Annotated in this window: 24 protein-coding genes; 23 read left to right on the top strand and 1 reads right to left on the bottom strand. The window is 65.4% G+C overall.

Going from position 1 to position 23,923, the window contains the following annotated elements:
- Window positions 1–1,307: 1,307 nt before the first annotated feature.
- Complete coding sequence (locus tag ABZY11_RS30800) at window positions 1,308–1,562, top strand: hypothetical protein (RefSeq protein WP_356482283.1); 255 nt, start codon at window positions 1,308–1,310, stop codon at window positions 1,560–1,562.
- A gap of 75 nt (window positions 1,563–1,637) precedes the next feature.
- Window positions 1,638–2,180: an SLOG family protein gene (locus tag ABZY11_RS30795; protein ID WP_356482282.1), complete on the top strand. Its 543-nt coding sequence runs from the start codon at window positions 1,638–1,640 to the stop codon at window positions 2,178–2,180.
- Between the two features lie 80 nt (window positions 2,181–2,260).
- Here the strand turns inward: ABZY11_RS30795 and ABZY11_RS30790 are convergent, their stop codons facing one another.
- Window positions 2,261–2,602 (bottom strand): Lsr2 family protein, encoded by a 342-nt coding sequence (locus tag ABZY11_RS30790; RefSeq protein ID WP_326742821.1) that lies wholly within the window; start codon window positions 2,600–2,602, stop codon window positions 2,261–2,263.
- 208 nt (window positions 2,603–2,810) lie between these two features.
- Between ABZY11_RS30790 and ABZY11_RS30785 the strand changes: the two genes are divergently transcribed.
- The 21 genes from ABZY11_RS30785 to ABZY11_RS30685 all read left to right on the top strand — a co-directional run bounded on the left by ABZY11_RS30785 (window position 2,811) and on the right by ABZY11_RS30685 (window position 23,889).
- Complete coding sequence (locus ABZY11_RS30785; protein WP_356482281.1) at window positions 2,811–4,664, top strand: DHH family phosphoesterase; 1,854 nt, start codon at window positions 2,811–2,813, stop codon at window positions 4,662–4,664.
- A gap of 17 nt (window positions 4,665–4,681) precedes the next feature.
- Window positions 4,682–5,485: a CPBP family intramembrane glutamic endopeptidase gene (locus tag ABZY11_RS30780; RefSeq protein ID WP_356482280.1), complete on the top strand. Its 804-nt coding sequence runs from the start codon at window positions 4,682–4,684 to the stop codon at window positions 5,483–5,485.
- Window positions 5,486–5,668: 183 nt separating this feature from the next.
- Window positions 5,669–6,082: a hypothetical protein gene (locus ABZY11_RS30775; protein ID WP_326742824.1), complete on the top strand. Its 414-nt coding sequence runs from the start codon at window positions 5,669–5,671 to the stop codon at window positions 6,080–6,082.
- A 1,295-nt stretch (window positions 6,083–7,377) separates the two neighbouring features.
- Entirely contained in the window at window positions 7,378–9,201 is a 1,824-nt protein-coding gene (locus tag ABZY11_RS30770) for a phage/plasmid primase, P4 family (RefSeq protein WP_326742825.1), read from the top strand.
- 7 nt (window positions 9,202–9,208) lie between these two features.
- Window positions 9,209–9,355, top strand: coding sequence for a hypothetical protein (locus ABZY11_RS30765; RefSeq protein WP_356482279.1), 147 nt, complete (start codon window positions 9,209–9,211; stop codon window positions 9,353–9,355).
- Window positions 9,356–9,423: 68 nt separating this feature from the next.
- Window positions 9,424–12,597 (top strand): hypothetical protein, encoded by a 3,174-nt coding sequence (locus tag ABZY11_RS30760; protein WP_356482278.1) that lies wholly within the window; start codon window positions 9,424–9,426, stop codon window positions 12,595–12,597.
- Window positions 12,598–12,941: 344 nt separating this feature from the next.
- Window positions 12,942–13,265, top strand: coding sequence for a hypothetical protein (locus tag ABZY11_RS30755; RefSeq protein WP_356482277.1), 324 nt, complete (start codon window positions 12,942–12,944; stop codon window positions 13,263–13,265).
- Window positions 13,265–13,579, top strand: a complete 315-nt coding sequence (locus tag ABZY11_RS30750) for a VRR-NUC domain-containing protein (RefSeq protein WP_356482276.1) — start codon at window positions 13,265–13,267, stop codon at window positions 13,577–13,579. Before ABZY11_RS30755 ends, ABZY11_RS30750 begins: the two co-directional genes overlap by 1 nt.
- Window positions 13,580–13,601: 22 nt before the next feature.
- Window positions 13,602–13,979: a hypothetical protein gene (locus tag ABZY11_RS30745; protein ID WP_356482275.1), complete on the top strand. Its 378-nt coding sequence runs from the start codon at window positions 13,602–13,604 to the stop codon at window positions 13,977–13,979.
- 653 nt (window positions 13,980–14,632) lie between these two features.
- Window positions 14,633–14,797, top strand: coding sequence for a hypothetical protein (locus ABZY11_RS30740; RefSeq protein ID WP_356482274.1), 165 nt, complete (start codon window positions 14,633–14,635; stop codon window positions 14,795–14,797).
- Window positions 14,798–14,830: 33 nt separating this feature from the next.
- Complete coding sequence (locus tag ABZY11_RS30735; RefSeq protein WP_356482273.1) at window positions 14,831–16,687, top strand: DEAD/DEAH box helicase; 1,857 nt, start codon at window positions 14,831–14,833, stop codon at window positions 16,685–16,687.
- A gap of 273 nt (window positions 16,688–16,960) precedes the next feature.
- Window positions 16,961–17,146, top strand: a complete 186-nt coding sequence (locus ABZY11_RS30730) for a hypothetical protein (RefSeq protein ID WP_326742832.1) — start codon at window positions 16,961–16,963, stop codon at window positions 17,144–17,146.
- Window positions 17,143–17,457 carry a hypothetical protein gene (locus ABZY11_RS30725; protein WP_326742833.1) on the top strand — a complete coding sequence of 105 codons (315 nt, stop codon included), beginning with the start codon at window positions 17,143–17,145 and terminating at the stop codon, window positions 17,455–17,457. Before ABZY11_RS30730 ends, ABZY11_RS30725 begins: the two co-directional genes overlap by 4 nt.
- A gap of 129 nt (window positions 17,458–17,586) precedes the next feature.
- Window positions 17,587–17,991: a hypothetical protein gene (locus tag ABZY11_RS30720; RefSeq protein WP_356482272.1), complete on the top strand. Its 405-nt coding sequence runs from the start codon at window positions 17,587–17,589 to the stop codon at window positions 17,989–17,991.
- Between the two features lie 343 nt (window positions 17,992–18,334).
- A complete protein-coding gene (locus ABZY11_RS30715; RefSeq protein ID WP_356482271.1) occupies window positions 18,335–19,027 on the top strand; it encodes a hypothetical protein in 693 nt (230 codons plus the stop codon).
- 584 nt (window positions 19,028–19,611) lie between these two features.
- On the top strand, window positions 19,612–20,256 hold the full coding sequence (locus ABZY11_RS30710; RefSeq protein ID WP_356482270.1) for a hypothetical protein: 645 nt from the start codon (window positions 19,612–19,614) through the stop codon (window positions 20,254–20,256).
- Between the two features lie 173 nt (window positions 20,257–20,429).
- Window positions 20,430–20,684 (top strand): hypothetical protein, encoded by a 255-nt coding sequence (locus ABZY11_RS30705; protein ID WP_356482269.1) that lies wholly within the window; start codon window positions 20,430–20,432, stop codon window positions 20,682–20,684.
- Window positions 20,685–20,788: 104 nt separating this feature from the next.
- On the top strand, window positions 20,789–21,361 hold the full coding sequence (locus tag ABZY11_RS30700) for a hypothetical protein (protein WP_356482268.1): 573 nt from the start codon (window positions 20,789–20,791) through the stop codon (window positions 21,359–21,361).
- Between the two features lie 718 nt (window positions 21,362–22,079).
- The gene (locus ABZY11_RS30695) at window positions 22,080–22,631 is read left to right on the top strand and encodes a hypothetical protein (protein ID WP_356482267.1); all 552 of its coding nucleotides are present in this window, start codon (window positions 22,080–22,082) and stop codon (window positions 22,629–22,631) included.
- A 376-nt stretch (window positions 22,632–23,007) separates the two neighbouring features.
- Window positions 23,008–23,445: an SsgA family sporulation/cell division regulator gene (locus ABZY11_RS30690; RefSeq protein WP_356482266.1), complete on the top strand. Its 438-nt coding sequence runs from the start codon at window positions 23,008–23,010 to the stop codon at window positions 23,443–23,445.
- Window positions 23,446–23,649: 204 nt separating this feature from the next.
- Window positions 23,650–23,889 carry a hypothetical protein gene (locus tag ABZY11_RS30685; RefSeq protein ID WP_356482265.1) on the top strand — a complete coding sequence of 80 codons (240 nt, stop codon included), beginning with the start codon at window positions 23,650–23,652 and terminating at the stop codon, window positions 23,887–23,889.
- Window positions 23,890–23,923: the final 34 nt, after the last annotated feature.

Below are 23,923 nucleotides of genomic sequence, written 5' to 3'. Positions count from 1 at the left end.
ATCCGGTCCGACAACCGCTCACCCGACGACTTCACCTGTCCAGGCCTTGGCACACCACACCCAACGACCCACCACCAACAAAGTCACCGGTATTGCCCCTAGAGGAAGACGACAAACGGCCCGATGACGCTGGAGCTGCTCGCTGTGCCCGATGGGCGGCTGGTCGCAGTAGTCGGGCCTCTCTTCTTGTGATGCGTCCACGAAGGACCACCCCGGGCTCGCCGCGCAAGCGCGAGACGGAGCACAGCCCGGGGCCAGAACGTGCGTCGTCGACACAGTGCAGAACGCCCGCCTCGGACGCGGTGCATACAGTGCCGGCACGCTGCCGCAGCAGCACCGGAGGGAGGTGAATTCACGTCAGTGCGGCCAGCACAACGCGACGGGGCGAGGCCGGCTGCGCCGCCGCAGTGCGGTGGAGCAGAGCGTTGGCCACAGCCGAAGCGACGGTGTCGCGAGAGGACGGATCCGCTGCGCGGCGAAGGCTGTGCCGCCTGCGGCCGCAGGGCGATGAACCGGGGCTGCGCCCCATCAGGAGCAGACCCGTACCCCTGCCTCGCTCGTGCCTCACGAGGGCGGATCAGCGTGGGGGTACGGCCGTATCGCGGACGTCGAAACAGCAGTACACCCAAAAGGTGCGATGACCAGGCGAAACAGCCAGACCCGTACCTCCGCTACGCGGAAAAGGGGGAGGGGTACGGGTCCAAAGGGTACGGGCTGTTTCCCCTGATACACGAGCGCATCGGTCCTCCGCTAAAGCTCCGGACGCGATGCAGTGGAGGGAAGAAGCAAGGGCATAAGAGAACCTGATAACACGTGTCCTGCGGACCCTCGCTGCGCTCGGCCTCTGCGCTGCGCTGTCGAGGACGTGTTAGTCGGCATAGCCGACGGGTTCCACCGCTCGCTTCGCTCGCCGGTCCGTCGGTCGCTGGCGCTCCCTCCGGCTATGCCCAGCGCTGCGCTTGGGAGAGAAATGCCCACCACTGCCCCGCTGCAGTTGTGCGCAGATGCGGACAGCAGCAAAGGGTGCAGCAGTGGTGGATCGCCCGGCGCTGCGCGCCCGGCTCAGGCGAGGAGCGACGACCCGGCCGACGGCTCGCTGCGCGATCCATCCAGAGCGGATGGCACCAGCGAGATCTCTCGGGTCGCCAGGCCAGCAAAGCTGGCACGGGCGCTCCGTCGAACATCGAGAGCACACGGATCCCACCGGGGTCCGCACTCGATGGTCGCTACCCGCACCCGAGACCACGAAGAGACATCACCATGACGCAGTCCCAGCCTGAACTCTTGGCCTACGACACTGGAGCCCGTTGCGAGCGAAGCTGTGGCAGTCCGACGCCGACGCTGCTGCCAAGGCGATGCGTTCAGGACAAGCCGAGGGCATCGGCGTCGACTTCACCAATGACGAGAACAACACGGTCGTCACCGTGCACGTCTCGCACAGCAACGACGGGCGGTACACCGTCCACCTCATGCCGATGCGTGACGACGAGAAGATCCGCGTCGAGTTCCATTGCAAGAAGGGCCTGGTGGTCATCGAATCCGATGCCGAACGGCCAGCATGAAGCAGCGGAACTTACGCCGCCGTGTGCACCCGATGGCCTGCCCCGACGCCAGGGGTACGGATCCCGACTCGAGACGTGAGGACCGCCGAGTTACGAGGAGATGAGCCCCGAATGATTGCTGAAATGATTCCCGAGTCGTTCTCGCACGTCGTCCTCGTCACTGGTTCCCGCAGCTGGAACGACGAGCAGGGCATGCGCGCGGCCTTCCGTGACGCATGGCGCGACTGGGGAGCTGAGAACGTCATCCGGCCGGTGCTTATCTCAGGGCACTGCCCCGAGGGTGCCGACGCCATGGCCGAGCGGCTGTGGCTGGCCGCCGGCTTCAACATCCTCACCTTCACCGCCGACTGGTCAGACCATGGACGAGCTGCCGGCTTCCGGCGCAACCAGGAGATGGTCGACGCCGCCCAGGCCTTCCACGACGCCGGGGCGCAGGTGCTGTGCACGGCCTTCCTCGACCTCTGCCGGAAGCCCGGATGCCCGCAGCGAGGCCAAGAGCAGCTCATGCCGAATACACCGGGGCACTTCTCGCACGGCACCGTCCACTGCAGATCTCGCGCGCAGGTTGCGGAGATCGAGACGGTCAACGTGATCCATCCGTCGCTGCCGCCGTTCTGAGATACACGAAGAGCCCTGCAGCATGCTGCAGGGCTCTTCAGGGACGGATGGGAGAAGTTGACCAGGAGGCGAACAGAGGCTCAGCGCTGGTTGCTTCGGTCGATTTTGTGTGCCTCGTCATAGGCCTTCTGGACCGTCTTCGGGATGCGTCCCCGCTCCGCGAACTTGAGGCCCTTCTTCTTGGCCCACTTACGGATCTCCTCGCGCTCCTCAGCAGTCGTCTCGGGTACGACTTGCTTCTTGGTGGGTTTCTTGTCAGCTTTCCGACCGACCTTCAGGTACGGCTCCAGCGCCTGCTCAAGCTTCTTCCTCTCTTCAGGTGTGAGATCGACTTCGTACCAGGTACCACCCAGGCCGAACACGGCTGTAGCTGCATCCGGCTTTCCACTGAGATCTGACTCGACAATGCTTCGAATGGCCATATCGGCGAGAGTAGCCGAGTTGCAATGGCCTTGGAAAGGCTGTAGCGGCCAGTCGTGACAAGTGTGTCGCGTGGAGCCCGAATGCGACTCGAAGTGCTGCTAAATGAGCAGGAAGTGAACATCGTGCTGCTAAAATCGCACCCTTGGCTCGGGGTATTTCATCCCCCGTTTTCCACCGACCAGCGACCCCAATAGAGAGGCATCCGCCATGTCCACGCTCCATGCCGTCGACGGCCATCCCCTCATCGACGAGGACATCGACCTCTTCGCGCTGCTGTGCCGGCGCCGGGGATGGTCGGATCAGTACCTGGAGGAGATCGAGTCCACCGAGCACGGCGAGCTACTGGGCCTGGCCGAGATGGTCGAGGCTCTTGAGGACGCCCGGGCCGCGGGCAAGAGGATCACCATCGCTCCCGACTTCGACATGGATGGCATCTCCTCCGGGGTCCTCGGCTACGCCGGTCTGTCCGAGCTCGGCTTCAGCGTCGAGCTGCACCTGCCCGACTACCGCCGTGGCCACGAGCTCACGCCCGAGGACATCGCCGAGATCCACGCGAAGTGGCCCGATACCCAGGTCCTGCTGACCTGCGACGGGGGAGTGAACTCCCACCGCGGTATCGCCGCCGCGCGCGCCCGGGGATGGACGACGCTGGTGACCGATCACCACGAAGAGCTCGCGCCGGGCTCCACCGCCGACATCACCGTCGACCCGTGCCGGATCGACGAGACCTACGCCCACACCGGGATCTGCGGTGCCCACGTGCTCTACCAGGTGATCGAGGCCTACACCCGCGTGCACCGCTCCGAGAAGCTCTGGGAGATCCGTCTGCTGCGCCTTTTCGCCGGCCTCGGCACCGTCTCCGACGTCATGCCCGTGCTGTACGAGAACCGTCAGCTAGTGCGTGACTCGATCTCGATTGCCCGCCTGCTGCGTGTTGCCGCGCCGAAGACGATCCCCAATCCCTGGGGTGGGTTCGATCCCGATCCCGACGCCATTGACGTAGAACAGTCGGTCCTGATGCAACTGCTGCGCACCGAGCCCCACCACCCGGTCTTCCTCCGGGCCTTCGAGGGCTTCGCGATCGTGCTCAAGGCATTCGCGCAGGTCGGCAAGATCCGTGATGTCGACGACCTCGATGAGGGCTTCTTCGGCTTCTACCTCGCTCCGGCGATGAACAGCCCACGGCGCACCGGGAGGCCGCTCGACGACTGCTTCGCCGTGTTCACCGCCGCCGGTGCCGACGACAAGCTCAAAGCCGCCCGCCGAGTGATCGAGAGCAACGAGCTGCGCAAGCAGTTGGTCATCGAGCACCTGGAAGAGCTCACCACGGGAGACCAGCCCCTGGCCCCGTGGGTGTACTTCTCACACGCCTACCCGGGCATGTACGGACTGCTGGCCAACCGAATGATGGAGCTCAACGGACACCCGGTCGTCGTGGTCAACCGGCCCGTCGGCCCCAACGATTTCATCAGCGGCTCCGGCCGCGCGCCGAAATGGTTCGACATCATCACCAGCCTGGAGCCGTACAGCGGGATCAGCGCCATCGGACACCAGCAAGCCTGTGGCGTTCGTGTCGAGAGGCCCGAAAGGCTCGGCGACCTCGTCGCGGTGCTTCATCAGGCCACCCAGGCCGCCCTGCTCGCCGTCGGCAACGATGTGCCCAGCGGTGATCTCGTGCTCGGCCCGGACGCCGACTGCGACGCCGGCCTCGACGACCTGCAGCCGCTGTTCGAGCTCGTGCGCCGGACCGAGTCGCTCAAGCCCTTCGGACAGGGCTTCACCGCACCGGTCGTCGAGATTGCTGTCGAGCCCCTGGGGCTGCGCGTGGACCGGATCGGATCCGAGGCTCAGCACCTGCGCCTGGTCACCCGGTCCGGCCTGTCCTGTCTGTGGTGGAACACCGCCGAGGAGAAGTTCGATGTGCTCCAGGGCCTCGTGCAGCGAGCCAGCCGTACCGAGTTCGGGACGCTGCGCTTCACGGCCACGCTGCAGCTGAATACCTTCCGCGGCGACACTCGCGTCCAGGCCGTCATCGCCGAGCAGATCACCAGGTCTGCCTGAGCCCCGTAGAGGAGACCATGACGACATCACCGACCACCTCGGGTCTGCTCGGCATCGGGTGGTGCACCCTCGTGCCCTTTGTCGTCGTCGCGGTGTATCTGGCAATCGGAACGGGAGCAGTCCTCCTCATTGGAGAGCCGATCGCCGCGACTGCCGTCCTGGGCGTGCTCGTTGTGGTCCTGGTCGGTGGAGTGAGAATTCTGCGGCCCCGGTGGCTCGCGCATGCGCCGGTCCCGCGGATGAGGGCACAGACCCCGCACTTTGGGCGGACCGTCCTCGGCTGCGCGGTTCTGGCCTTCCTCGCCGGGCAGGCACTGGCCCTGTGGATCTACGTCACGGCGGGATCCGCCGGCTTCGAGGAGTCGAATCAGACCCGGCGCGCGGCCGGGGCTCTGGCGGTCTTTCTGCTCACCATGGTCGCGGCTCCCGCGGGGGAGGAGGCCTTGTTCCGAGGGCTGATCTATCCGCTGCTGCGCAGGCGGGTGGGCATCGTCGTCTCGACGATCGTCACCGCCGTGGTGTTCGGCCTCCTGCACGGCAACGCCGTGCAGTTCGCTTCGTCCCTGCCTCTGGCGGTGCTTCTGGCCCTGGTCTACGAGCGCATGCGCGTGCTGTGGCCCTGTGTGCTCCTGCATCTGGGTTTCAACCTCGCCGCGGCCCTCGTCCCGGCGCAGGCGCTCGGCGGACTGGCGAACCCCGTCTCCGCGGCGTTCCTGTGCATTGCCTTCGCCATCAGCACCTGGATGCTCTATCGGCAGGTCGCCGACGGGACTGCACCAGACGCAGTCCGGGGCGAGAGAGGCAACTCCGCGGCGCAGTGACTCGGGTCCTCAGCCTCTTCTGAAAGACGATGATGCCCTTCGCTGCGGGACCTCTCGGCCTCTTTGCTGCCGGTCACTCAGCGAAGGGCATGCTCGTGGGTGACCGGGGTGATCCGGTCACCGGGGGATGGCTGAAAAAGAAGTCATTCAGCCATACTCGTCAGGAGAGGAGAGGATCTCACCATGGCTGTCGTCAGCACCTGCACCTATGACTCCCAGGGGCGGCTCGTCCGTCCCGACCGGCTCGACATCGGCCGTGCGAAGATCCGTTTGGACCTCGACACCGGTGAGTCGCCTACCTTCGATCGTGATCGCACGCACGTCTTCATCGTGTCCGACAGCGGCGTCACTCCCGAGCACGCGCACGAGCGCGTGGATGCGAGGCTGCGCCGGTTCCTCGATCGGGCTGAGGCCGTCCGTGGCTTCTGCAAGATCACGATGGACAAGAGCCAGAGCGCGAACGGTCTCAACCACAACACCACGATTACCTACGAGATCCTCTACGCCGTCGAATCGGCCGAGCGATCCTTCAGTAGCAGTCCCGATTCCCCCAACGGGGGATACCAGCGAGGCTGGCGCACGGTCACCCCTGGGTGATCCGTACCGCCCACGCCTCGCACTCATCAGCACATGCAGAGAGGCCGGAGAACTCCCTTCCCACGGGGATGCTCTCCGGCCTCTCTGTTTTCACGTTCCAGTGCAACAATGACCACCTGGCGTGCACGGTATCAGCTTTTCAGAATCACTCGCAATGAGCGGCGATTGCTGATGTCCTGGCAGATCCTGCTTCTGCAATGCCCTCTCGTGGCGAGAGATGGCCTTGTGGTCATGATGACCTGGACAAAGCTATCCAGTCTTATCCGGAGGGCTCGTCAGAGGCCTTCTGTGAGCTTTGGGCTGTCGTAGACGGTCTGACGTGACTCTTGGTCCCGATGATGCCTGGACGTGCAGCTGAGGGGCATGCGGTAGCTCGTCGCGGAGGTCTGTCCCGCTCGGACGCCGAGGGGCTGGGTCACCAGGTGTACCACGAGACGTGGTACACCCCGAAAGTCGCGTCTGACCTGGGCAAATGTCTGTACCGCGAGGGTCTTTCACGCAACGGGTGTACCACGTCGGAATCCCGACGTGGTACAGCGTTTTACCTGGTAGGCCAGCCCTTCCCGCCGAGGTACCACGTGTACCACTATTTTTCGACCGTTTACATAGGGGTGGATCCAGGAGTGATCCGGCCAGCCTGCGCTCTTATCCCCCTGCGCATATATTTATTCTCTAATTTCCTGGTACAAGTGGTACAGGGGGTATATAAAGCCCTCCTGGTCTGGGGAAACGGGTGTACCACCTAGAAAATGCCACGTGGTACACCCTGCTCTCGGGCTCCTGTAATTCCTGCTCCGACCTGAGGAAACGGGTGTACCACGGCAAGTGGTACAGGGTTCAGATGCCCCGGGAGGGTATGCGGCACTGGAGGCTTCCCGCAGTGCGTCCGATCGATGCGATGCCTGCGGCGGGTGCGGGCCGGTCAGAAGAACTCCTCCGGACTCCGACCGCAGGGCCGGGCGGCTCACGCCGCCCGCGGGTGCGTCGTGGAGCAGGGGAAGCCAGTGGCTCCGTGGGGCGTGCGCCCCGGAGCCGCATCTCGTTCATGCTCCGCACACATGTGGCGCGACCGTGGCGGGCCCGTGCGCGTTCCCCGGTCCCTGCCCTGCAGCTGTCGGGTTCCTCTCGTGGCCATTCGGCACGCCAGTTGAGTGACTTGTCGAGTGATGACTCAATCGTTGCCAGAGAGGGATCGAATGGCATAGGGTCAAGATCACGTTTCATTCGATTGCGAGTCCAATCGGCTTCCCACTGACTGCCGGCAGGAACTCGATCAAGATCGAGAAAGCAGCAGCATGACGCCTCCTGATGCCCGCACGCCCCTACCCGCCGACGGCTCCAACGCCGGCCCGAGCACCAACCCTGTTGCCGACGCCCTGACCCGCGTCATGGGGTACTTCTCGAGCCGCAGCGACTTGGCTCCGCAGAACGAGATCGTCACCTACGTCACCGCGGTCTACCTCGACCTGCTCGACCCGGCCGATCCTCCGACCCCACGTGTCCTGGAGAAGGAGCTGCTGGCGATCGTGGGTGTCGTCTGCAAGGCCGAGAATGCCAAGGCGATCACGGCTGCTGAGAAGCTCCCCCTGGCCAAGTGCCTGACCTACTGGCAGATTGCGCAGATCCTCCTGCGCCTGCACCACGTCATCCGGATCGCGCCGAGCGCCAAGGGCACCGACCGCGAGTACGACCTGCTGGCGATGTACCAGGCCACCGGGCCTGCCCGCGGCACGTACACCACCAGCGAGGACGACATCCGTACGACGGCGCGCATGTACAACACGCAGCTGACGCTCAAGGAGTTCGCCGAGGTCCTCGCTGTTCTCCGTGAGGACAGCCCGCGCACCCACCAGTGCAGCCACCGCGATCTCATCGCGGTGAACAACGGCGTCTTCCACTACGGACGCGAGGCCTGCGATGTCACCATCGACGGAAGAGACTTCCGCTTCGAGCCGAAGACACTGCACACCTTCGACCCGGCCCTGGTCTTCCTGGCCAAGTGTCACATCGACTACGTCGACGACCCCGACAACCCGGTCATCGTGCACCCCGTCGACGGTTCCGTCTGGAACATCGTGTCCTGGGTCGACGACCTATCCGACGACGAGGGAATCCCCGAGCTGCTGTGGGAGATCATCGGCGCGATCATCCGTCCGCACGTCTCCTGGGGAAAGACCGCCTGGTTCTACTCCGAGCAGGGCAACAACGGCAAGGGCACCTTGTGCTCGTTGATGCGCAACCTGTGCGGCCCTCGGTCGCACACCTCGATCCCGCTGAGCGACTTCGGCAAGGACTTCGCACTTGAGCCGCTGGTGCGCGCCAACGCGATCATCGTCGACGAGAACGACGTGGGCACCTTCATCGACAAGGCGGCCAACCTGAAGGCGATCGTCACCAACGACGTCATCCAGATCAACCGCAAGCACCGGATGCCGATCGCCTACCAGTTCTTCGGCTTTATGGTCCAGTGCCTCAACGAGTACCCGCGCGTGAAGGACAAGTCGGAGTCGTTCTACCGCAGGCAGCTATTCGTACCGTTCACCAAGAGCTTCACCGGTATGGAGCGCAAGTACATCAAGGACGACTACCTCCAGCGCCACGAGGTACTGGAGTACGCCCTGTGGCACGTGCTCAACCTTGCCGGTGCCGCAGAACCGGGCAACTACTACGAGCTCTCCGAGCCGGTGGCGACCAAGGAGATCCTGGCCGAGTACAAGGAGGCCAACGACCCCGTGCGTGCCTTCTGGGAAGAGTTCCGTGAGCGGCTGGTCTGGGACCTGGCACCGTTCACGTTCCTCTACGACCTCTACAAGGCCTGGTTCGCCGACGTCTCGCCCTCGGGTTCGCCGGTGAGCAACAAGCAGTTCATCACCGACCTCGTGTCGATCGTCAGGGCGGATGCCCTGTGGCACTGCCCGGAGAAGAACCGCAAGATCCGCCACGGCCACATGATGGACGACCCCGAGACGCTCATTGCCGAGTACGAGCTGAAGAAGTGGATGGACCCGAGCTACAGCGGCAACGACCCGAAGAAGAAATCCCAGCCGGCGCTGCAGGCCAACTACCGCGGCCTGCTGCGGCACACGGGCACATCCGCCTCGGCCGACGAGCAGGACTGACGCACTCATGGCCCGAACTGCCCGTGCGTTCGGCGAGCTCATCCAAGCAGTGCTCGAACTCGCCCGCCATCAGGACTGCCTCACCGCGGACTCCGAGGAGAAGGCCCGGCTCATGGACATACCGCGCCGGCGCTCTCCTCACGGCTCCCTCTGAGGACAAGCCCCTCACCCCGACAACTGCATACCGGCCGCGGCATCGGAACGACGGAAAGAGACCCCAACATGATCACACAGCGAACCCCCGTCACGGCCGAGAAGGCATGCTTCACCTTCTACGACATCGAGTCGCTGCCGGACGTCTTCACCCTGTGCGCCTACACCCCGCAGTCCGGGAGCGTCGTCGACACGCTGGAGATCTTCTTCCTCGCCGACGACCAGCAGCTTTCCGACGCAGTGGACCCACAGGCCCTCTACGAGGCCGTCGTGCGCTCCAACCCCGGCCTGCCCGCGGTGAGCGTCCAGCTGTGGAACCTGCGCGGCGAGCGGGGCAACCTCCGGCTTGCCGAGATGATGGGCCTGTCGAACGCCGATCAGGTCAATGACCGCGGAGAGGTCTCGTCCTACCCGGCGAGCCTGCGCCCGGTCTGCGACACGGATCCCGACTACGACCCGGTGGCGTACCCGTTCCTGGCCGGGTACAACTCGCTGAACTACGACACGGTCATGCTCGCGCTGTATCTGATGGAGGCCTTCCCGGCCCCGCATTCCGGCAGGCTCATCCAGCCGACCACCGCGCGCGAGATGCGCGAACACAACGACAAGCTGTTCAACGAGCACATCGAGTACATGCCCGGCTACCTCGGCTGGGACGGCCCGGCCTCCAAGATCCGCCGCGCCATGCTGCACTCGGGCCGGCACCTGGACGTTGCCCGTCTCAACGAGCTTCAGGTCAAGGTGGGCCTCAAGCGCCTGCTCGGGATGCTCGGCCACCAGATCAAGGAGTCCGAGAAGCTCAGCCACGACACCTCGATCTCGACGATCGGAGAGCTCTACGAGCTGCTGGCCTACAACGTCTCCGACTGCCTGGGCCTGGCGCAGCTTTTCCAGCATCCGGCCTACGCCAGCGCCTTCGACCTGAAGGCCGGACTGCTTACGCAGTACTCCGAGACGGTCTACGCCAAGAACGGCTCGGTGCGCCGGGACCGGCTGACCATCGATTCGTCCTCGGCGAAGTTCGTCGGCCGTATCCTCGCGCCGTACACCGCGCTGAACGACATCGAGTCCGTCTCGTTCCTCTACCCGGCCAAGGAGGTTGCCGACGAGCGCGGCATCTCTCAGGTCAACATTCTCGACGAATGCGTGCGCTTCTTCGAAGAGAACGTGGCCCCCGACCCCGGGAAGGACGCGGCTGCGACGCCGGCCCAGGCCAAGGCCCATCAGCAGTTCATGCGGGTTGTCGACTATTACCGCTCGATCGAGGGGCAGAACTTCAACGACTCCGAGGGGTACCGGGACCTGTTCGATCTCCCGGCCAAGTCCTTGCGCGAGCTGCCGAAGGCGCCTAACAACGTGCCCTACTTCCACCGCGATGCCTCACCGTCGTCGTGTTTCGTGACATTCAGCACGGGCGGCATCCACGGAGCGGAGGCGGACATGACGGTCTTCGACGCCGATTCCTTCGAGCACAGAGAGCAGGCGGCCGCGATCGGCATCGCCAGGCTCTTCTACCCCGACGCGAAGGACTTCGTCGCCGAGGCCAAGCGCCAGCACAACCTGCTCGCGCTGCCCGACGGTACTGCCGTCGACAAGCGGCTCGTGCTGCTGGGCTCGGACCCGGAGAAGGCGAAGTACCGCAAGCCGAAGAAGGGCGACCCGGACCAGGCCGAGCAGCTTGCGCGTGCGCAGGCCCAAGTGCCGGATCCGGCCGAGCTGCTGGCCACCCAGCGCCCGGATGCCGAGGCGCTGCACGTGCGCCTGGCCGACGGGACTGTGCTCGATGGCAAGGTCGTTCTGGCCGTCACTTCGGCGGTCAAGGCTGCCTACCGCGACGAGCCGGCGAAGAAGGCACCCACTCTGTTCACCGTGAAGGCCGACCGGTCCACCAAGCTGCACCCGAAGTTCGCGCGGACCTCGGCAGGCCTCGTCATCCACGAGGACTTCACGAGCTACTACCCGAACCTGCTGCGCAACATGAAGGCGTTCTACAACCCCGAGCTGGGCGAGGACCGCTACACGACGATCTTCTTCGAGAAAGAGCGCCTGGGCTTCGAGATGAAGAAGCCAGGGATCTCCTCCGAGGAGAAGGCCCGGCTCACGACCCTGCGCAACGGCACGAAGCTGATTCTCAACTCGGCCTCTGGCGCCGCTGACGCCGCGCACCGGACTCCGATCAGGATGAACAACCGCACCATCGCCATGAGGATCATCGGCCAGCTGTTCAGCTGGCGGATCGGGCAGGCGCAGACCCTGGCCGGTGCGCGGATCATTTCGACGAACACCGACGGCCTCTACTCCGTCGTCGGCGGCGAGAACGGCTTCGACGAGACCACCAACAACCGCGTGCTCGCCGAACAGCAGGCCGCCATCGGCATCGACATCGAACCAGAGCTGATGTTCCTCATCAGCAAGGACTCGAACAACCGTCTCGAGCTGGAGCCGCCCGGCGAAAGCCGGAGTGTCGCCGACAGCCCGATCATCACCGCCTCCGGCGGGACGCTGGCCTGCCACGCGGGTCCTACCCCGACGAAGTCACTGGCCCACCCGGCCGTGATCGACTTCGCTCTGGCCCGCTACCTGCAGACCGTCGCCAGCAGAGGGGAGGAGGCTCTCGCCGAGCCGTTCGATCCTGTGCTGGGCCGGAAGATGATCGAGGAGGCGGTCGACCCGGCCGATCCCGTGCGGACGCTGCTGCTGTTCCAGAACGTCCTTGCCGCATCGCGCGGAAAGGTCACTTATCCGTTCGCCGCCGACCCGGTCGGCGCCGGGCCCGACGGTGACGACAACGAGGATTCCGGCGCGAAACTCGCGAACCCCCGGGCCCTGCAGATGGTCAACCGGGTCTTCATCGTCCGTGACGGCACCGATGGTGCCGTGAGCCTGCACAACGCCGGCGCATGGAAGGTGACCCCGGCCAGCCAGAGCAAGCGTCGCGAGTCCGGCATCGCCGGGGTGCGACGTGACCCGGTCGCGCTGGAGATCCTGCGCCACCACGGGTGGGCGAAGAACCGCAACGAGGCCAGCACCTCCGACGGCCTCAGGCTGCTGCCCGATGACCAGGACGTCGTGATCCGCCGGATCAACGGCATCGACCCGAGCTGGTCGATGGTCGTCGTCAACGACGACCTCCGTACGCTGCCGGCCTCCCGGGCCGGGCAGCTCATCGGGGCGCTCGCGCTCGGCACCTATACCTGGATGCTCGACGAGACGTTTACCAGGAACTGGAGGAACGCTGGCTGATCAGTGCCTGCACCACCACCGGACCACAGGGTGCCGGGCCGTGTCGACACGGTGCCCGAGTCGAATTTGAGATGAAGGCGAGTCTGGCTCGCCGTGGCAAGAGAATCGAGAGACGTCATGTTCCAGACCGCACTTCCCGTCCACACCGTTGAGGGGGGCGACGAGTTGTGAGTGCCGCGACCGAACCAGTCCAGCCCGGTCAGCGCTGGCGGCGCAAAAGCGACGGAGTCCTGACCAAGGTTGTTCACGTAGATTCACCCTTCCAATTCCGGCGCTCGGTCCATCATCGAGCGCAGCGTCGGACGATCACCGAGTTCGGCTCATTCCTGAAGAAGTACGAGATCGTGTCCGACGCCGTGCCGACCGATACTTCCGCCCAGGACGACGATGCTCAGGCCCAGCAGGAGAAGAACACGACCCGCGAGGGCATCCTGGTCCGCCGGGGCCAGATCTGGGAGGACCTCGACACCCGACAGATTCAGCGCCGCGTCGTCATCGAGTCCGTTGCGGACGGGGAGGCCCGAGTCCGGGCACACTTCGGCACGAGGCTCTCGACCCTCAGCGTCTCCCGGATGCACAAGCATTCCAACGGCTTCCGGCTCGTCGCGCCCGGTGAGCTGAAGTACGGTGCGCCGGCGGACTCTTCGGACGAGACAGCACAGCGCTGATGACGCCCCCTCGTGAGCGTGTCATCGAGGACTACCTCCTGACCCAGTGCCGGGCGCACGGCTTCCTGTGTCTGAAGTTCGTCTCGCCGGCCCGCAGGGGAGTCCCCGACCGGATCGTCGTTGCCCTGGGCCGCATTGTGTTCGTTGAGGTCAAACGCCCCGGCGGCCAGCTGCGAAAACTGCAGCAGCTCATGCACACCAAGCTGCGCCGCCACGGGGCCGAGGTTCACGTCGTCGACGACAAGCCGAGCGTCGACGCCTTCATCGCGAACCTCCTCAAGACCTCATCCGGCCAACAGAGAGCAGCACCATGACCCACAGATACATAGGTGCGTCGTGAGCGAGCCTCGCTACGCGTGCCGCCGGTGCGGCACGTGGAACTGCTCCGCCTGCGACGGACAGCGGGCGAACACGGACGTCCGGTACATCAACTACCCCTGCAACCGCTGCCGGGGCCTGACCGGGACCCTCATCCCGACCATGCACACGGCCAAGATGTGGGGCACGCACAACGACGGCCCGCTGCCGATGGCGTACCCCTACGGCGAGCGCCCTCCGGCCGGGGAGTGGGGCCCTGGGTTCGGCAGCCGGGATGTTCCGCAGGCGCACTACCGGGGCGTGCCCGTTCCGGCGGACATTCGGTTGAACCTGGAGTCGTTCCGGCGAGGCGTGGACGCGGCGCTGGAACGTTACGGCATCGGGGGCGCGTCGTGAAGTACAGCGGAACGATCCGGGAGTCCGTTCAGAAGCTGGCGCCGCTCCAGGCCGAACGCCGTCTGCGGAACCGACTGGACGCACAGAGCCTCCGCCTGCTGGATGAAATGCTGGCCGACGGAGACCCCGGGGCACTCAGCACCCTCCGGGTCCGTCTGGGCGAGCCAGGGCCGACATGCGCCGGCTCATGGCCGAGCACCATGCTGAAGTTCCATCGTCGGACTCCACTCAGGAACCCAGTCCGGCCCAAGAGATCACGGTGGCCCAGGCGTTCATCCAGCACAGCACAGCTTTCACCGCCTGGTTCGATGCCCAAAAAGGCAGCCTTCCCGCGGATACCCCGCTGAAGGTGCCCCTTCGACGAGTCCGGTCAGCCGCTATTCGAGGTCATACGCGCGGCTGAAGCCGAGACCGAGGCCGAATCCACGCCCCACGTGAGGGAGTTCAGATACCAGGTCTGCCAGCGGCCCTTCAGCACTGCGGCTGCTCTGGGCTCGCATTGGCGAGTCCACCGCGATCGTGCCGCGTCGGTCCCCGTAACCAGAACCGACTCCGACATCACTTCCGAGACTCCGCAGAAAGCGAAGCACGACATGCCGGCACCCACGCACCAGACAGCACCGGTTGACGCAGTCGGGCGAGCTGAGGACCCGGTGGCGGTGCTGCAACGCGTGCGAGAAGCCCTCGGACCCGACCCACGCGTCACGCAGCTCGAAGCGAGGGTCGCCGAGCTGGAGACCGAGGTCGCGCAGCAAAAACAGAGAGCCGACGAGGCCCATGCCCGACTCGCCCTCATTCAAGAGGCATTCCATGCCTGACCACTCACTCGAAGAGAAGGGATGACCAGCGACATGACTACGGCTACTGCTCCGTCCCCGATCTCGCTGATGCCGCATCAGCAGCAGATCCACGACTTCCTTGTTGACCACCCCTTCGCCGGCGCGTGGCTCGGCGTCGGGGCCGGCAAGACGCTCACGACCCTCAGTGTCCTGCAGACGGTCCGCCCGATGGGTCACATCCTCGTCATAGCGCCCGTGGCGATCGCCCGCTCCACCTGGATCGACGAGATCGAGAAGTGGGGCTTCCCCATCCGGACGAAGTCTCTCATCGTCGACGAGAACGACAGGAAGCTCTCCAAGGCCAAGCGCCTGAAGCGCTTCCAGGAGGCCGCCGCCGATCCGCCGACGATGTACTTCATCAACCAGGAGCTGCTCACTCAGCCGTCCCAGGAGACGAAGCTGATCACGCCGGTGCCGGGCGCAGTACCTGCCCCGACCATCTCACCGGAGGCGACGGCGATCCTGGGTCTGCTCCAGACACGGGGGCCACTGGGCCGAGACGAGCTGATCGACGAGTACCGCGCTCTGGTCGCCGGCAACGCCAACAACCCGGTCCCCGCCAAGGCCAAGATCCGCGCCTGGATTCAGGAGTTGCTCAAGTCGGCCCTGGCGACGTGGGAAGCCTATGACTGCCGAACCTGTTCCGGCGCAGGCTGCGCTCAGTGCCGCTTCGGGCTGGTCGACCAGATGCCGGTCCAGAACATCAACGGCCAGAACACCATCATCTGGCCCTTCCAGACGGTCATCATCGACGAGTCCCAGGGTTTCAAGTCGCACGACTCGCAGCGCTTCCTGGCCCTGGCGGCGGTGCGGCCGGCCATGAGCCGGCTCATCGAGCTGACGGGAACGCCCAGCCCCAACGGTCTCCACGACTTGTGGAGCCAGGTCTACCTGCTCGACGAAGGCCAGACGCTGGGGCAGAACATCACAGCGTTCCGCAATCGGTGGTTCACGCCGAAGATGGTGCCCGGCACGACGACGCCGGCGAAGTGGATCCCCACGGCAAACGCCGAGGCCGAGATCCATCAGGCCATCTCGCACCTGGTGATGAGCGCGCAGAACACGAGCCTGCAGCTGCCGGAGCTCAGCATCCAGGACGTCAATGTCACGCTCCCGCCGGACCTGCTCCAGGCCTACAAGGACTTCAAGCGCGACCTGGTCCTGGACATCGTGCAGACCTACACCGACGACGACGGGAAGCTGACGCAGAGCGTCGAATCGATCGTTGCCGCGAACCAGGCGGTGCTGACGAGCAAGCTGATGCAGTTCGCCTCAGGCACGCTCTACACCGCGGATCCTGACGACCCGGCCACGAAGGGCCGGTACGAGGTCATCCACGACAAGAAGATCGAGATGACCGAGTACCTGGTGCGGAACAGCGGCGGCGAGCCCGCGCTCATCGCCTATCACTTCAAGTCGGACAAGGAGCAACTGCTCACAAGGCTCCGGATGGCCGGCATCGACGCGCAGGCCTTCGACGGCTCGCGCGACATGGTCCGCCGGTGGAATGCCAAGCAGATCCCGGTGATGCTGCTCCACCCGGCCGCCGCCGGGCACGGCCTCAACCTGCAGCGCGGCGGCTCGACGATGATCTGGTACACGCTGCCGTTCTCGCTCGAGCACTACCTGCAGACCAATGGCCGACTCTTCCGAACGGGCCAGACGAAGCCGGTGACCATTCATCGGCTCATCGCCAAGGGCACGCAGGACGAGCGGATGCCCTCCGTCCTGGCTGGCAAGCAGCAGGTTCAGGACGACCTCATCGAGGCCGTCTCCGGGGACTTCGTCGCCGAGCAGGCGCTCCTCGCCGCCCTTGAGGAAGAGATCCGCGAGGACCTCAACGACCTCTGGACTTCCGAGCGGGTCTGACAGCTGAGCCCCTTTTGTCCGACGACGGCCCGGCTGTGATCCCACGGCCGGGCCGTCGACTTCTCGTGCAACAGGAGCCGATCAACATGCCCCTGCGCCCGCTGTTCACATGATGAAGCCGAAGTCGGTGCTCGCCGACATGACCGTCGAAACACGGAAACGACCCCGCTGGGGGAGGTTCTCCACCGACGGCCCGCACCACGACGTGATCCTGCGCGCACGGCAGGCCCGTGACCTTCACCAGCACCATCGAAGGACGAGAGGACAACGCGCATGCCCTTCGAGATCTACCGGACCAATCCGGCCCAGCCGCAGCGCAAGCAGGGACCGGCGAAGATCACCGTGACCCACGACGACAACGGACGCTCGCAGATCACCGTGTCGGCCGGGACCAGGATTGGCTTCGACCCACCCCCGGCGCGGCCGATGCCTGCTACCCGCGCAACCTGCCCACGATGAAGCTCGTCCTCCTGGTGGACCGCGACGCCCGCAAGCTCATGTTGCAGCGGTGCGAGGACGGCGAGTCCGGCCCGCACGTCCACGAGGTCCGAGGCCTGGGTAGTAACAGAAGTGCGTACATCACCGGCTTCCGGCTGGAGGAAGAGCTCGGCCTGCCCGCGGGCCACTACCTCTGCGAACTGAGCTCAGTCGACAGCGAGGGCATCGCACGACGCGCCGCGACCATCTCGCTGGACTCGGGCGTGCCAGCCAAGACGCGCGCAACGACTACCGACCCGATGAAGAGGCGCATCCACGAAGAGCTGGGCTGATACGCAGAGATCCGCGCTGTGCTGGACGAAGCCATCACCCGTGTCGCCTCATGACCCCAACCGCGGACAGCTGACCATGACCCTCAGAGCATCGTCGCGGAGCGGCCCTCCTGGCACAGCGGCAATTAGATGCAGACCTACACCGGGCGGAAGTTCTACCCGCTCAACCCCAGGCCCGAGGACGTCGATCTCGTCGATATCGCCCACGCGCTATCGATGCAGTGCCGCTACAACGGCCACGTCCAGCGGTTCATGCCCGTGGCAGAGCACTGCGTGCTCGTCTCCCGGCTTGTCTCGCCCGAGAACGCGCTGTGGGGACTTCTTCACGACGCGACGGAGGCGTACGTGGGCGACATGATCCGGCCGCTCAAGCTCTACATGCCCGAGTACCGGGCCGTGGAGGACCGTGTGATGCTCGCCATCGCCGAGCGGTTCAACATCACCCCGGCCATGCCCGTCGAAGTCCACGAAGCCGACTCGCGGATCCTTCTCGACGAGCGCGCCGCACTGCTCTCGGGGCCTCCGGGCGACTGAGGGATCCGGCACGAGCCCTTCGGCATCGACGTCGAGGGGGTGGGCCCCGACCCGCGCGCAGAAGGAGTACCTGCGTCGCTTCACCGAACTGACCCAGGACACGGAGACCATCGCATGACCACCACCAACGACACTGTCGCCAGCGCTGCCCCTGCACCCCTGCCTCGGTCGGGCGGTCCTGGGCACGCGATCTCGGCGATCAGTACAGCAAGATCGCCCGGACCTCAACAGACCCGCGGAAGGCTGAAGCCAATGCCGCCGAGGCCAGCAAGTACTACGACATCGCGGACCGCATAGATCGAGCCCTGCCCAACGCCGACCAGCCCGGAGAGGAGCACAAGCCATGACCGCTACCAACCACGAGAAGTACCGCCCGCCGGCCGAGGAACGCTGGACCGACGGCATGCGCACTGAGCCCGTCCGGATCGCCGTGCGTACCGAGTGGCTCTACAGCGAGTACAACCCGAAGACTCTCCTTCCTGAAGGCCGTACTCGCCATCCGTTCTCGCGCAGCGGCAGGGTCACTGCCTCGGATGTGCCCAGCGACTACGCGCACATGCAAGACGTCGCCTCGCATCTGTACCGCGCCGTCGCCGCCTTCGGCGACGACAAGGACCTCGTGATCGAGGTCCGGCTCGCCGGGGACGGCACCGCCGTCCCCAAGAAGGCCGAGCGCCCCGCGACGCCCGGCCCGGAGGTCGTCCCTTCGGAGTACCGCGTCCTGCCGACCGGCTACCGGGAGTCCCCGTTGACCGGTAAGCAGCACTTCGAACTGCGGGTCTGCTGGCGCGGGGCGGGGCCCGAGACCGGCGAGGACCGCTGGGCCGTGGTGCACACGGGCTCGTGCCTCGCCGCTGACGGGACCTGGGAGCACGAGCTGCTGCCGTCCTCGCGCGACGACGACTGGCTGGCGCGCCACAGGTTCACGCGTGAGGAGGCGCTGCGGCTTGCCGCTTCCTCTGTCAACGATGTTGTGATTAACGGCCGCACGCTCGCCCAGTGGGAGCAGCACTTCGCGTCACGTTCCGAAGGCTGACGAAGTGACCCCCTCGGCTTCGCCACCTACGGGCGCCGGCCTCTGGGTTCTGGGTCGGCGTAGCCGACCCGGGTGCAGAGTCGACGGCGGAACGGGCCGGGTGCGTGCGTCCGGCCCGTTCCTTGCTTGTACGCCGACGTCTCATCGGGGGTGTCCCCGAGTCCCGGTGCTGCCCTTGACGAGACGCTTTGCTGCCACCGGTCGGACGCAAGGGTGACATCAATGACCGGTGTACCGAGCAACACACCGATGAGACCCGTCGGTGCTTCGGTCGGGACATCCATCGGCCGTCAACCAGACACTTCGGGGCCGCGGACTTCGACGGTGAGAAGTTCCGCGCCTGAACCAGCCATGGCCCGGCAGGCCCATCCTCTCGGGCTGTGGCACAAGCACGGACGCAGGTCCCGGCGGGCGTCCAGAACCGTGGAAGAACTGATGCCGCCCGTCAACTCCGGTCAGCCCAGCCCATGAGCCCGGATTCCCTTCCGCGGTCCGCCATACCCTCGGATGCTGCTTCCGGCCCTCTGGCGATCATTCCTCCGGCCACCCCAACACACCGCGTCTCGCATCCTCGGGAGTCCCACATGACCAAAACCACAACCGTCACCACGATCTTCGGACCCGTGCGTGTCCAGCACCTGGAACGCGCCAGCCCGGAGCTGGCCATGGTGCGGCACCAGGTGGCCGCGCGCGTGTACGCGGTCGAGGGCAACCAGGTTGCTGGCATGTTGGCCATCTCCCCCGCCTACGACGACCAGGAGTGGGGTGACATCAACCTCGGCGCGGAGAAGATCCGCGCTCTGGTCCCGACCCGGTTCAGTGTGATCTTCGGTCGAGTCAGGACCAGAGCGCTCCTTGACGGAACACCGGTCAGGCACAGCCCGATCCTCACCATCGACGGGGCGGAGGTCCAGGCCCCGGGCCTGACCCTGGCACGCGGCGGTGACACCACCGACTTCCCCGTCACCATCCGCACCGGCGACTGGACTTCGAAGCCGGCATCCGCCCTGGTCGCGGCCAGCACATACGAAGTCATCCGGGCGGTCCTGACCGTCCACGAGGCCGACACCGATCGCGTCTCCGACGCCGACCGGGCATACGCCCGGTACCGGACCCCCGACCGACATGCATCCGCTCAGCGCGACCTAAGGGCCGCCCTCCGTCTCCGCGACCAGATCCAGGAACGCATCAACCGCCTGGAGACCTACCTCACCGTCACCCGGTCGTAAGCGACCTGCCTTCCCGGGGTCCTTCACCCGAACGACGGGCCCGTTCACACGAGCTGAACACCGGTGCCATTGTCTCGAAGGGCGTGAAGATCCACCCGAAGCAGGCGATCATCTCAACGCCCGGGGGAGACCTGCACCTGTGGCCGCACGAGTATGTCGTCGTAGACCGCCCCATGACGCTTGTATCCGATCCCGACGCGACGCTCCACGCCTTGGACGGACAGCCGGCCCTCGACGAGGACGCGGTGTTCTACCTGATGAGCCGTGGTATCCCGCGCCATGAGGCCGTGATGGCCCTGTTCGACACGGTCACGTCCCTCGACTTCGTCTACGTGACGTTTCCCGAGTGGATCACTGATGCCCTCGCCGGTGCGGGGTTGAGCCTGTGTCGGCACATGGCGCTGAACCCCAGGAAGTCCACGGTCTGAGCGTCCGAGCGCCTCGTCCCCGGGAAGGTCTGGGCCGAGTAGTTCGTCCACGACGACACCGAAGACCCCGACAGAGAAGACACGGACTACGAGGAGATCTGACCGTGCGCGAGATCATGACTGGCCGGGACATTGGCAATCGAATCAGCTTCCGTGGCCACGGCACCCATATCGCCCTGCACCCCTGGCCCGATGAGACAGTCGTCAGCGCCGGCAAAGGTGTGGTCTTCCGCCGCGACCCCAAGCCGGGGGAGCCGGCCACCTACACCACACTGTTCATGGAGGTCTATCCGCCCGGTGCCGCGTTCATCCGCGGTGAGGGCGTCACTCCACAGGAATGCGAGAACAGCGCCTGGACCCAGTACCGGCTTGCCCTGGACTGCTCCGACGGCAGCGGCTCCCACGACTGGGAAACCCGCGGCTACCGGAATGGTGCTGGCTTCTGCTCGCGCTGCAGCACCTTCGGCTCCCGAGTCTTCACCGGCGAACAGCTCGGACAGTTCTGCCGGATCTGTGACACCGGCACCACGTACCACTGGGACACCGACAAAGCAGCCGGCACCACGACGTTCCTTTGCGAGGAGGACTGCAAGGCCTACAAGCCGGCGCGTCATCCCTCCCACGACCGCCCTCTGGCGCAGCTGCTGGCCGAACTCCTCGACGAAGATTCCCAATGAAGTTGTCGGCTGGAGTGTGGTGATCCAGAACGCACCCCACTACTACGTGATGAAGCACTCGTTCACTGGCGAGACCCTCACGCACACCGAGGGCGACGTGGCATGCGGTAACCGCATCACGTAGACCTCACCGCTCGTTCCCGGGCGGCACAGCCGCCCCGGGTAGGGCGCTGAGAGGCGTGATGCAGAAGCCCCAGGAGACACCAATGTCCTATGAGGCTTCTCGTTGTGCGCCTCCAACAAGGCCTGCTAACGAGACTCCGAGCGCACCTCGCTCAAATGGCCTGAGAACGAGGCCAGGCGGTCATCAGCGCCACTCAAGCTGCAGCCTCCCTGCCGCCGCTCGGCGTCGCATTCGCGCTCAACGCCGGTGGGCGCCAGCTCGTCGCAGAGCTGTTCCTTTGCAGTGCCCTTATCGCCGTCGCCGCATGTCGCCCCCTGACCCGCTCACTGCGTCCCGACATGCCCTCCGTAACTGCCGCTACCTCCGTTCAGGACCGACCGGCCCCGACCCGAAAGGACGAGCACCGCAGGACGTCAGAGTTCACCAACATCCCCTGGCCCGTCGCGGAGACCGAGGACCGACGGACACGGACTGGTTCAGCTGGCCGTCGAGACGAGCCGGCACCGGACGCCGTACTTCGGCCCGAACCGCGCGCAGCGGGCCGAGCCCACCAGGACCAGTGATTTCTTTCCAACAGAGCTCGAAAGGCACCTCATGTACAACCTCAAGCGCACCGCAGCCTCCGTCCTTGCCGCCTCCGTCGCTCTCGGCGGAACCATTGCGCTGACCGGAACGGCCCAGGCTTCGACAACCACACACTGTAAGACCAGCAGCAAGAACTTCGCTCTGCCGGGCAAGCCCGACGTGAAGGTCAACCTGAACATCTGCGTCAAGTACCAGGGGTCGAGCGGCGGATACCGCCACTACAAGGCCTGGCTCAACAAGGCATCCTGGGACGGCACCTCCTGGTTCACGGGCGGCAAACGGTTCCACGACTTCTCGGTCCTCATGTACGCACAGAGCGGTTCGACCACGAAGAAGAACTGCAGCTACGGCATCTGTGAACAGCGTGAGATCAGCACGGAGATCAACAAGTCCGAGAAGGGCTCGAAGACCTACCCCACCGGAGCCGGCGGCTACGGCGAGGTCCACGTGAGGACCAAGCAGAAGAACTGGACTGCGGACGCCACCGCCTACTACGACATCGCCGATGACGGCAAGAACGGCAAGAGCTGGAACCTGGCCGGCACCGCCGCTGTGTCCTGACCACGCGTCCAGCGTCCCCCGATCGGTCCCACCCAACTGACGCGATGCCTGCGGCACAGACCCACGTCCCCGATCGCCTCCTCAAGGCGGTCGGGGACCGCTGTCCCCGGGGCGCGGATCGTGCATCGCGCCTTCCACCGCCGAGCGACATGCACCTCCTGGTCACCGGTGCCGACGTGTCCACTCGGGAGCCGGCGGCACTGGTCGCACCGTCCGTGGACGGCGAAGTGATCGGCTTCCGGCGCCGCGTTGTGCTGGCCCCTGCACTCCAGCATCCCCTGAGGTCAAAACGTCACCAGCAATCCGAGAATCACGACCGCCGCGATGATCCGAACACTCGATGCGGTCGACCGCCACCACTGAGGAGATCAATTCGATGAACACCGAGGCACGGGGGCCTGTCAGGGCGACCTTTGCGATGAGACGTCGCTTGCCGCAGTCGTCTACCTACGTTCTCGTTACGGCGTTCCTTCACTACTCACAGCAGGATCCATACGCGGTGCGTGTGACTTTTTTACAGAGCACCGAGGATGATCCAGTCGTCTGGTACATAGGACGAGACCTGCTCCGTGACGGCCTCATCCGGCCGACGGGCGAGGGCGACGTACGGATCAGCCCTGATCCGGGGTTGCCCGCCATTCTCATACGTCTCAAGGTCGACAACGACAGTGCAACGCTGACAGCTCAGCGTCGACCGGTCGAGGAATTCCTCCAACGGACGGCCGAGGCTGTGCCACACGGATACGAGTCCCAGGCGCCGGGATTTGTCGCACAGCGAGAGGCCGCTCTGGCACGTCTTTTGGCTGGCAACTGAAAGACGCAGCGTCGACCAGAGTGAAGGGAGGTGACATGGCGCGGCATTCGAGGGGTTGTGGACCCCCGCTCCGCAGGAACCAGGCTGGGACGTACGCGAGTCCTGGGGAGCCCCGTGTTCCCCAGGGCTTCTGCATTCCTGCGCCCGCGACAAGCACCACGAAGTACTGGGTGTGCCTGCACACGACAGAGGAGTGACAGCACAATGAAGGACTTCACCGCTGAAAGGCCCCGTAAGGGCTCCAAGCCGGATCAGGCAGATCAGAACGCAGGGTTCACCGGGCTGGGTGTCGATGACGGCGATCCGGATGTGGCTGCCCTCAAGAATTCCATCGCGGGGAACCTCGCCCCGATGGGCATCACCAGCGTCACCTTTGTCGAGCCCGAGCAATTGTCAATTCCTGTGGATCACCGTGGGGAGCCTCAAGTGGCCCGCAGCCATTGATCGAGGACTGCGAAGTCTTCGGTGGTGAGGCCGC

This window comes from Streptomyces sp. NPDC006510 (genome assembly GCF_040611955.1).
GTDB lineage: Bacteria > Actinomycetota > Actinomycetes > Streptomycetales > Streptomycetaceae > Streptomyces.
The sequence above is the reverse complement of the archived record's forward strand: the minus strand, read 5'-3'. Positions and strand labels throughout refer to the sequence as shown.

Bases quoted from the DNA above. Each gene is read 5' to 3' on its own strand.
- ABZY11_RS30695 (WP_356482267.1), top strand. From the start codon at position 22,080: ATGTACAACCTCAAGCGCACCGCAGCCTCCGTCCTTGCCGCCTCCGTC.
- ABZY11_RS30775 (WP_326742824.1), top strand. From the start codon at position 5,669: ATGGCTGTCGTCAGCACCTGCACCTATGACTCCCAGGGGCGGCTCGTC.
- ABZY11_RS30785 (WP_356482281.1), top strand. From the start codon at position 2,811: ATGTCCACGCTCCATGCCGTCGACGGCCATCCCCTCATCGACGAGGAC.
- ABZY11_RS30690 (WP_356482266.1), top strand. From the start codon at position 23,008: ATGAACACCGAGGCACGGGGGCCTGTCAGGGCGACCTTTGCGATGAGA.
- ABZY11_RS30765 (WP_356482279.1), top strand. From the start codon at position 9,209: ATGGCCCGAACTGCCCGTGCGTTCGGCGAGCTCATCCAAGCAGTGCTC.
- ABZY11_RS30710 (WP_356482270.1), top strand. From the start codon at position 19,612: ATGACCAAAACCACAACCGTCACCACGATCTTCGGACCCGTGCGTGTC.
- ABZY11_RS30760 (WP_356482278.1), top strand. From the start codon at position 9,424: ATGATCACACAGCGAACCCCCGTCACGGCCGAGAAGGCATGCTTCACC.
- ABZY11_RS30790 (WP_326742821.1), bottom strand. From the start codon at position 2,602: ATGGCCATTCGAAGCATTGTCGAGTCAGATCTCAGTGGAAAGCCGGAT.
- ABZY11_RS30735 (WP_356482273.1), top strand. From the start codon at position 14,831: ATGACTACGGCTACTGCTCCGTCCCCGATCTCGCTGATGCCGCATCAG.
- ABZY11_RS30720 (WP_356482272.1), top strand. From the start codon at position 17,587: ATGCAGACCTACACCGGGCGGAAGTTCTACCCGCTCAACCCCAGGCCC.
- ABZY11_RS30715 (WP_356482271.1), top strand. From the start codon at position 18,335: ATGACCGCTACCAACCACGAGAAGTACCGCCCGCCGGCCGAGGAACGC.
- ABZY11_RS30730 (WP_326742832.1), top strand. From the start codon at position 16,961: ATGCCCTTCGAGATCTACCGGACCAATCCGGCCCAGCCGCAGCGCAAG.
- ABZY11_RS30770 (WP_326742825.1), top strand. From the start codon at position 7,378: ATGACGCCTCCTGATGCCCGCACGCCCCTACCCGCCGACGGCTCCAAC.
- ABZY11_RS30780 (WP_356482280.1), top strand. From the start codon at position 4,682: ATGACGACATCACCGACCACCTCGGGTCTGCTCGGCATCGGGTGGTGC.
- ABZY11_RS30750 (WP_356482276.1), top strand. From the start codon at position 13,265: ATGACGCCCCCTCGTGAGCGTGTCATCGAGGACTACCTCCTGACCCAG.
- ABZY11_RS30705 (WP_356482269.1), top strand. From the start codon at position 20,430: ATGACGCTTGTATCCGATCCCGACGCGACGCTCCACGCCTTGGACGGA.
- ABZY11_RS30685 (WP_356482265.1), top strand. From the start codon at position 23,650: ATGAAGGACTTCACCGCTGAAAGGCCCCGTAAGGGCTCCAAGCCGGAT.
- ABZY11_RS30725 (WP_326742833.1), top strand. From the start codon at position 17,143: ATGAAGCTCGTCCTCCTGGTGGACCGCGACGCCCGCAAGCTCATGTTG.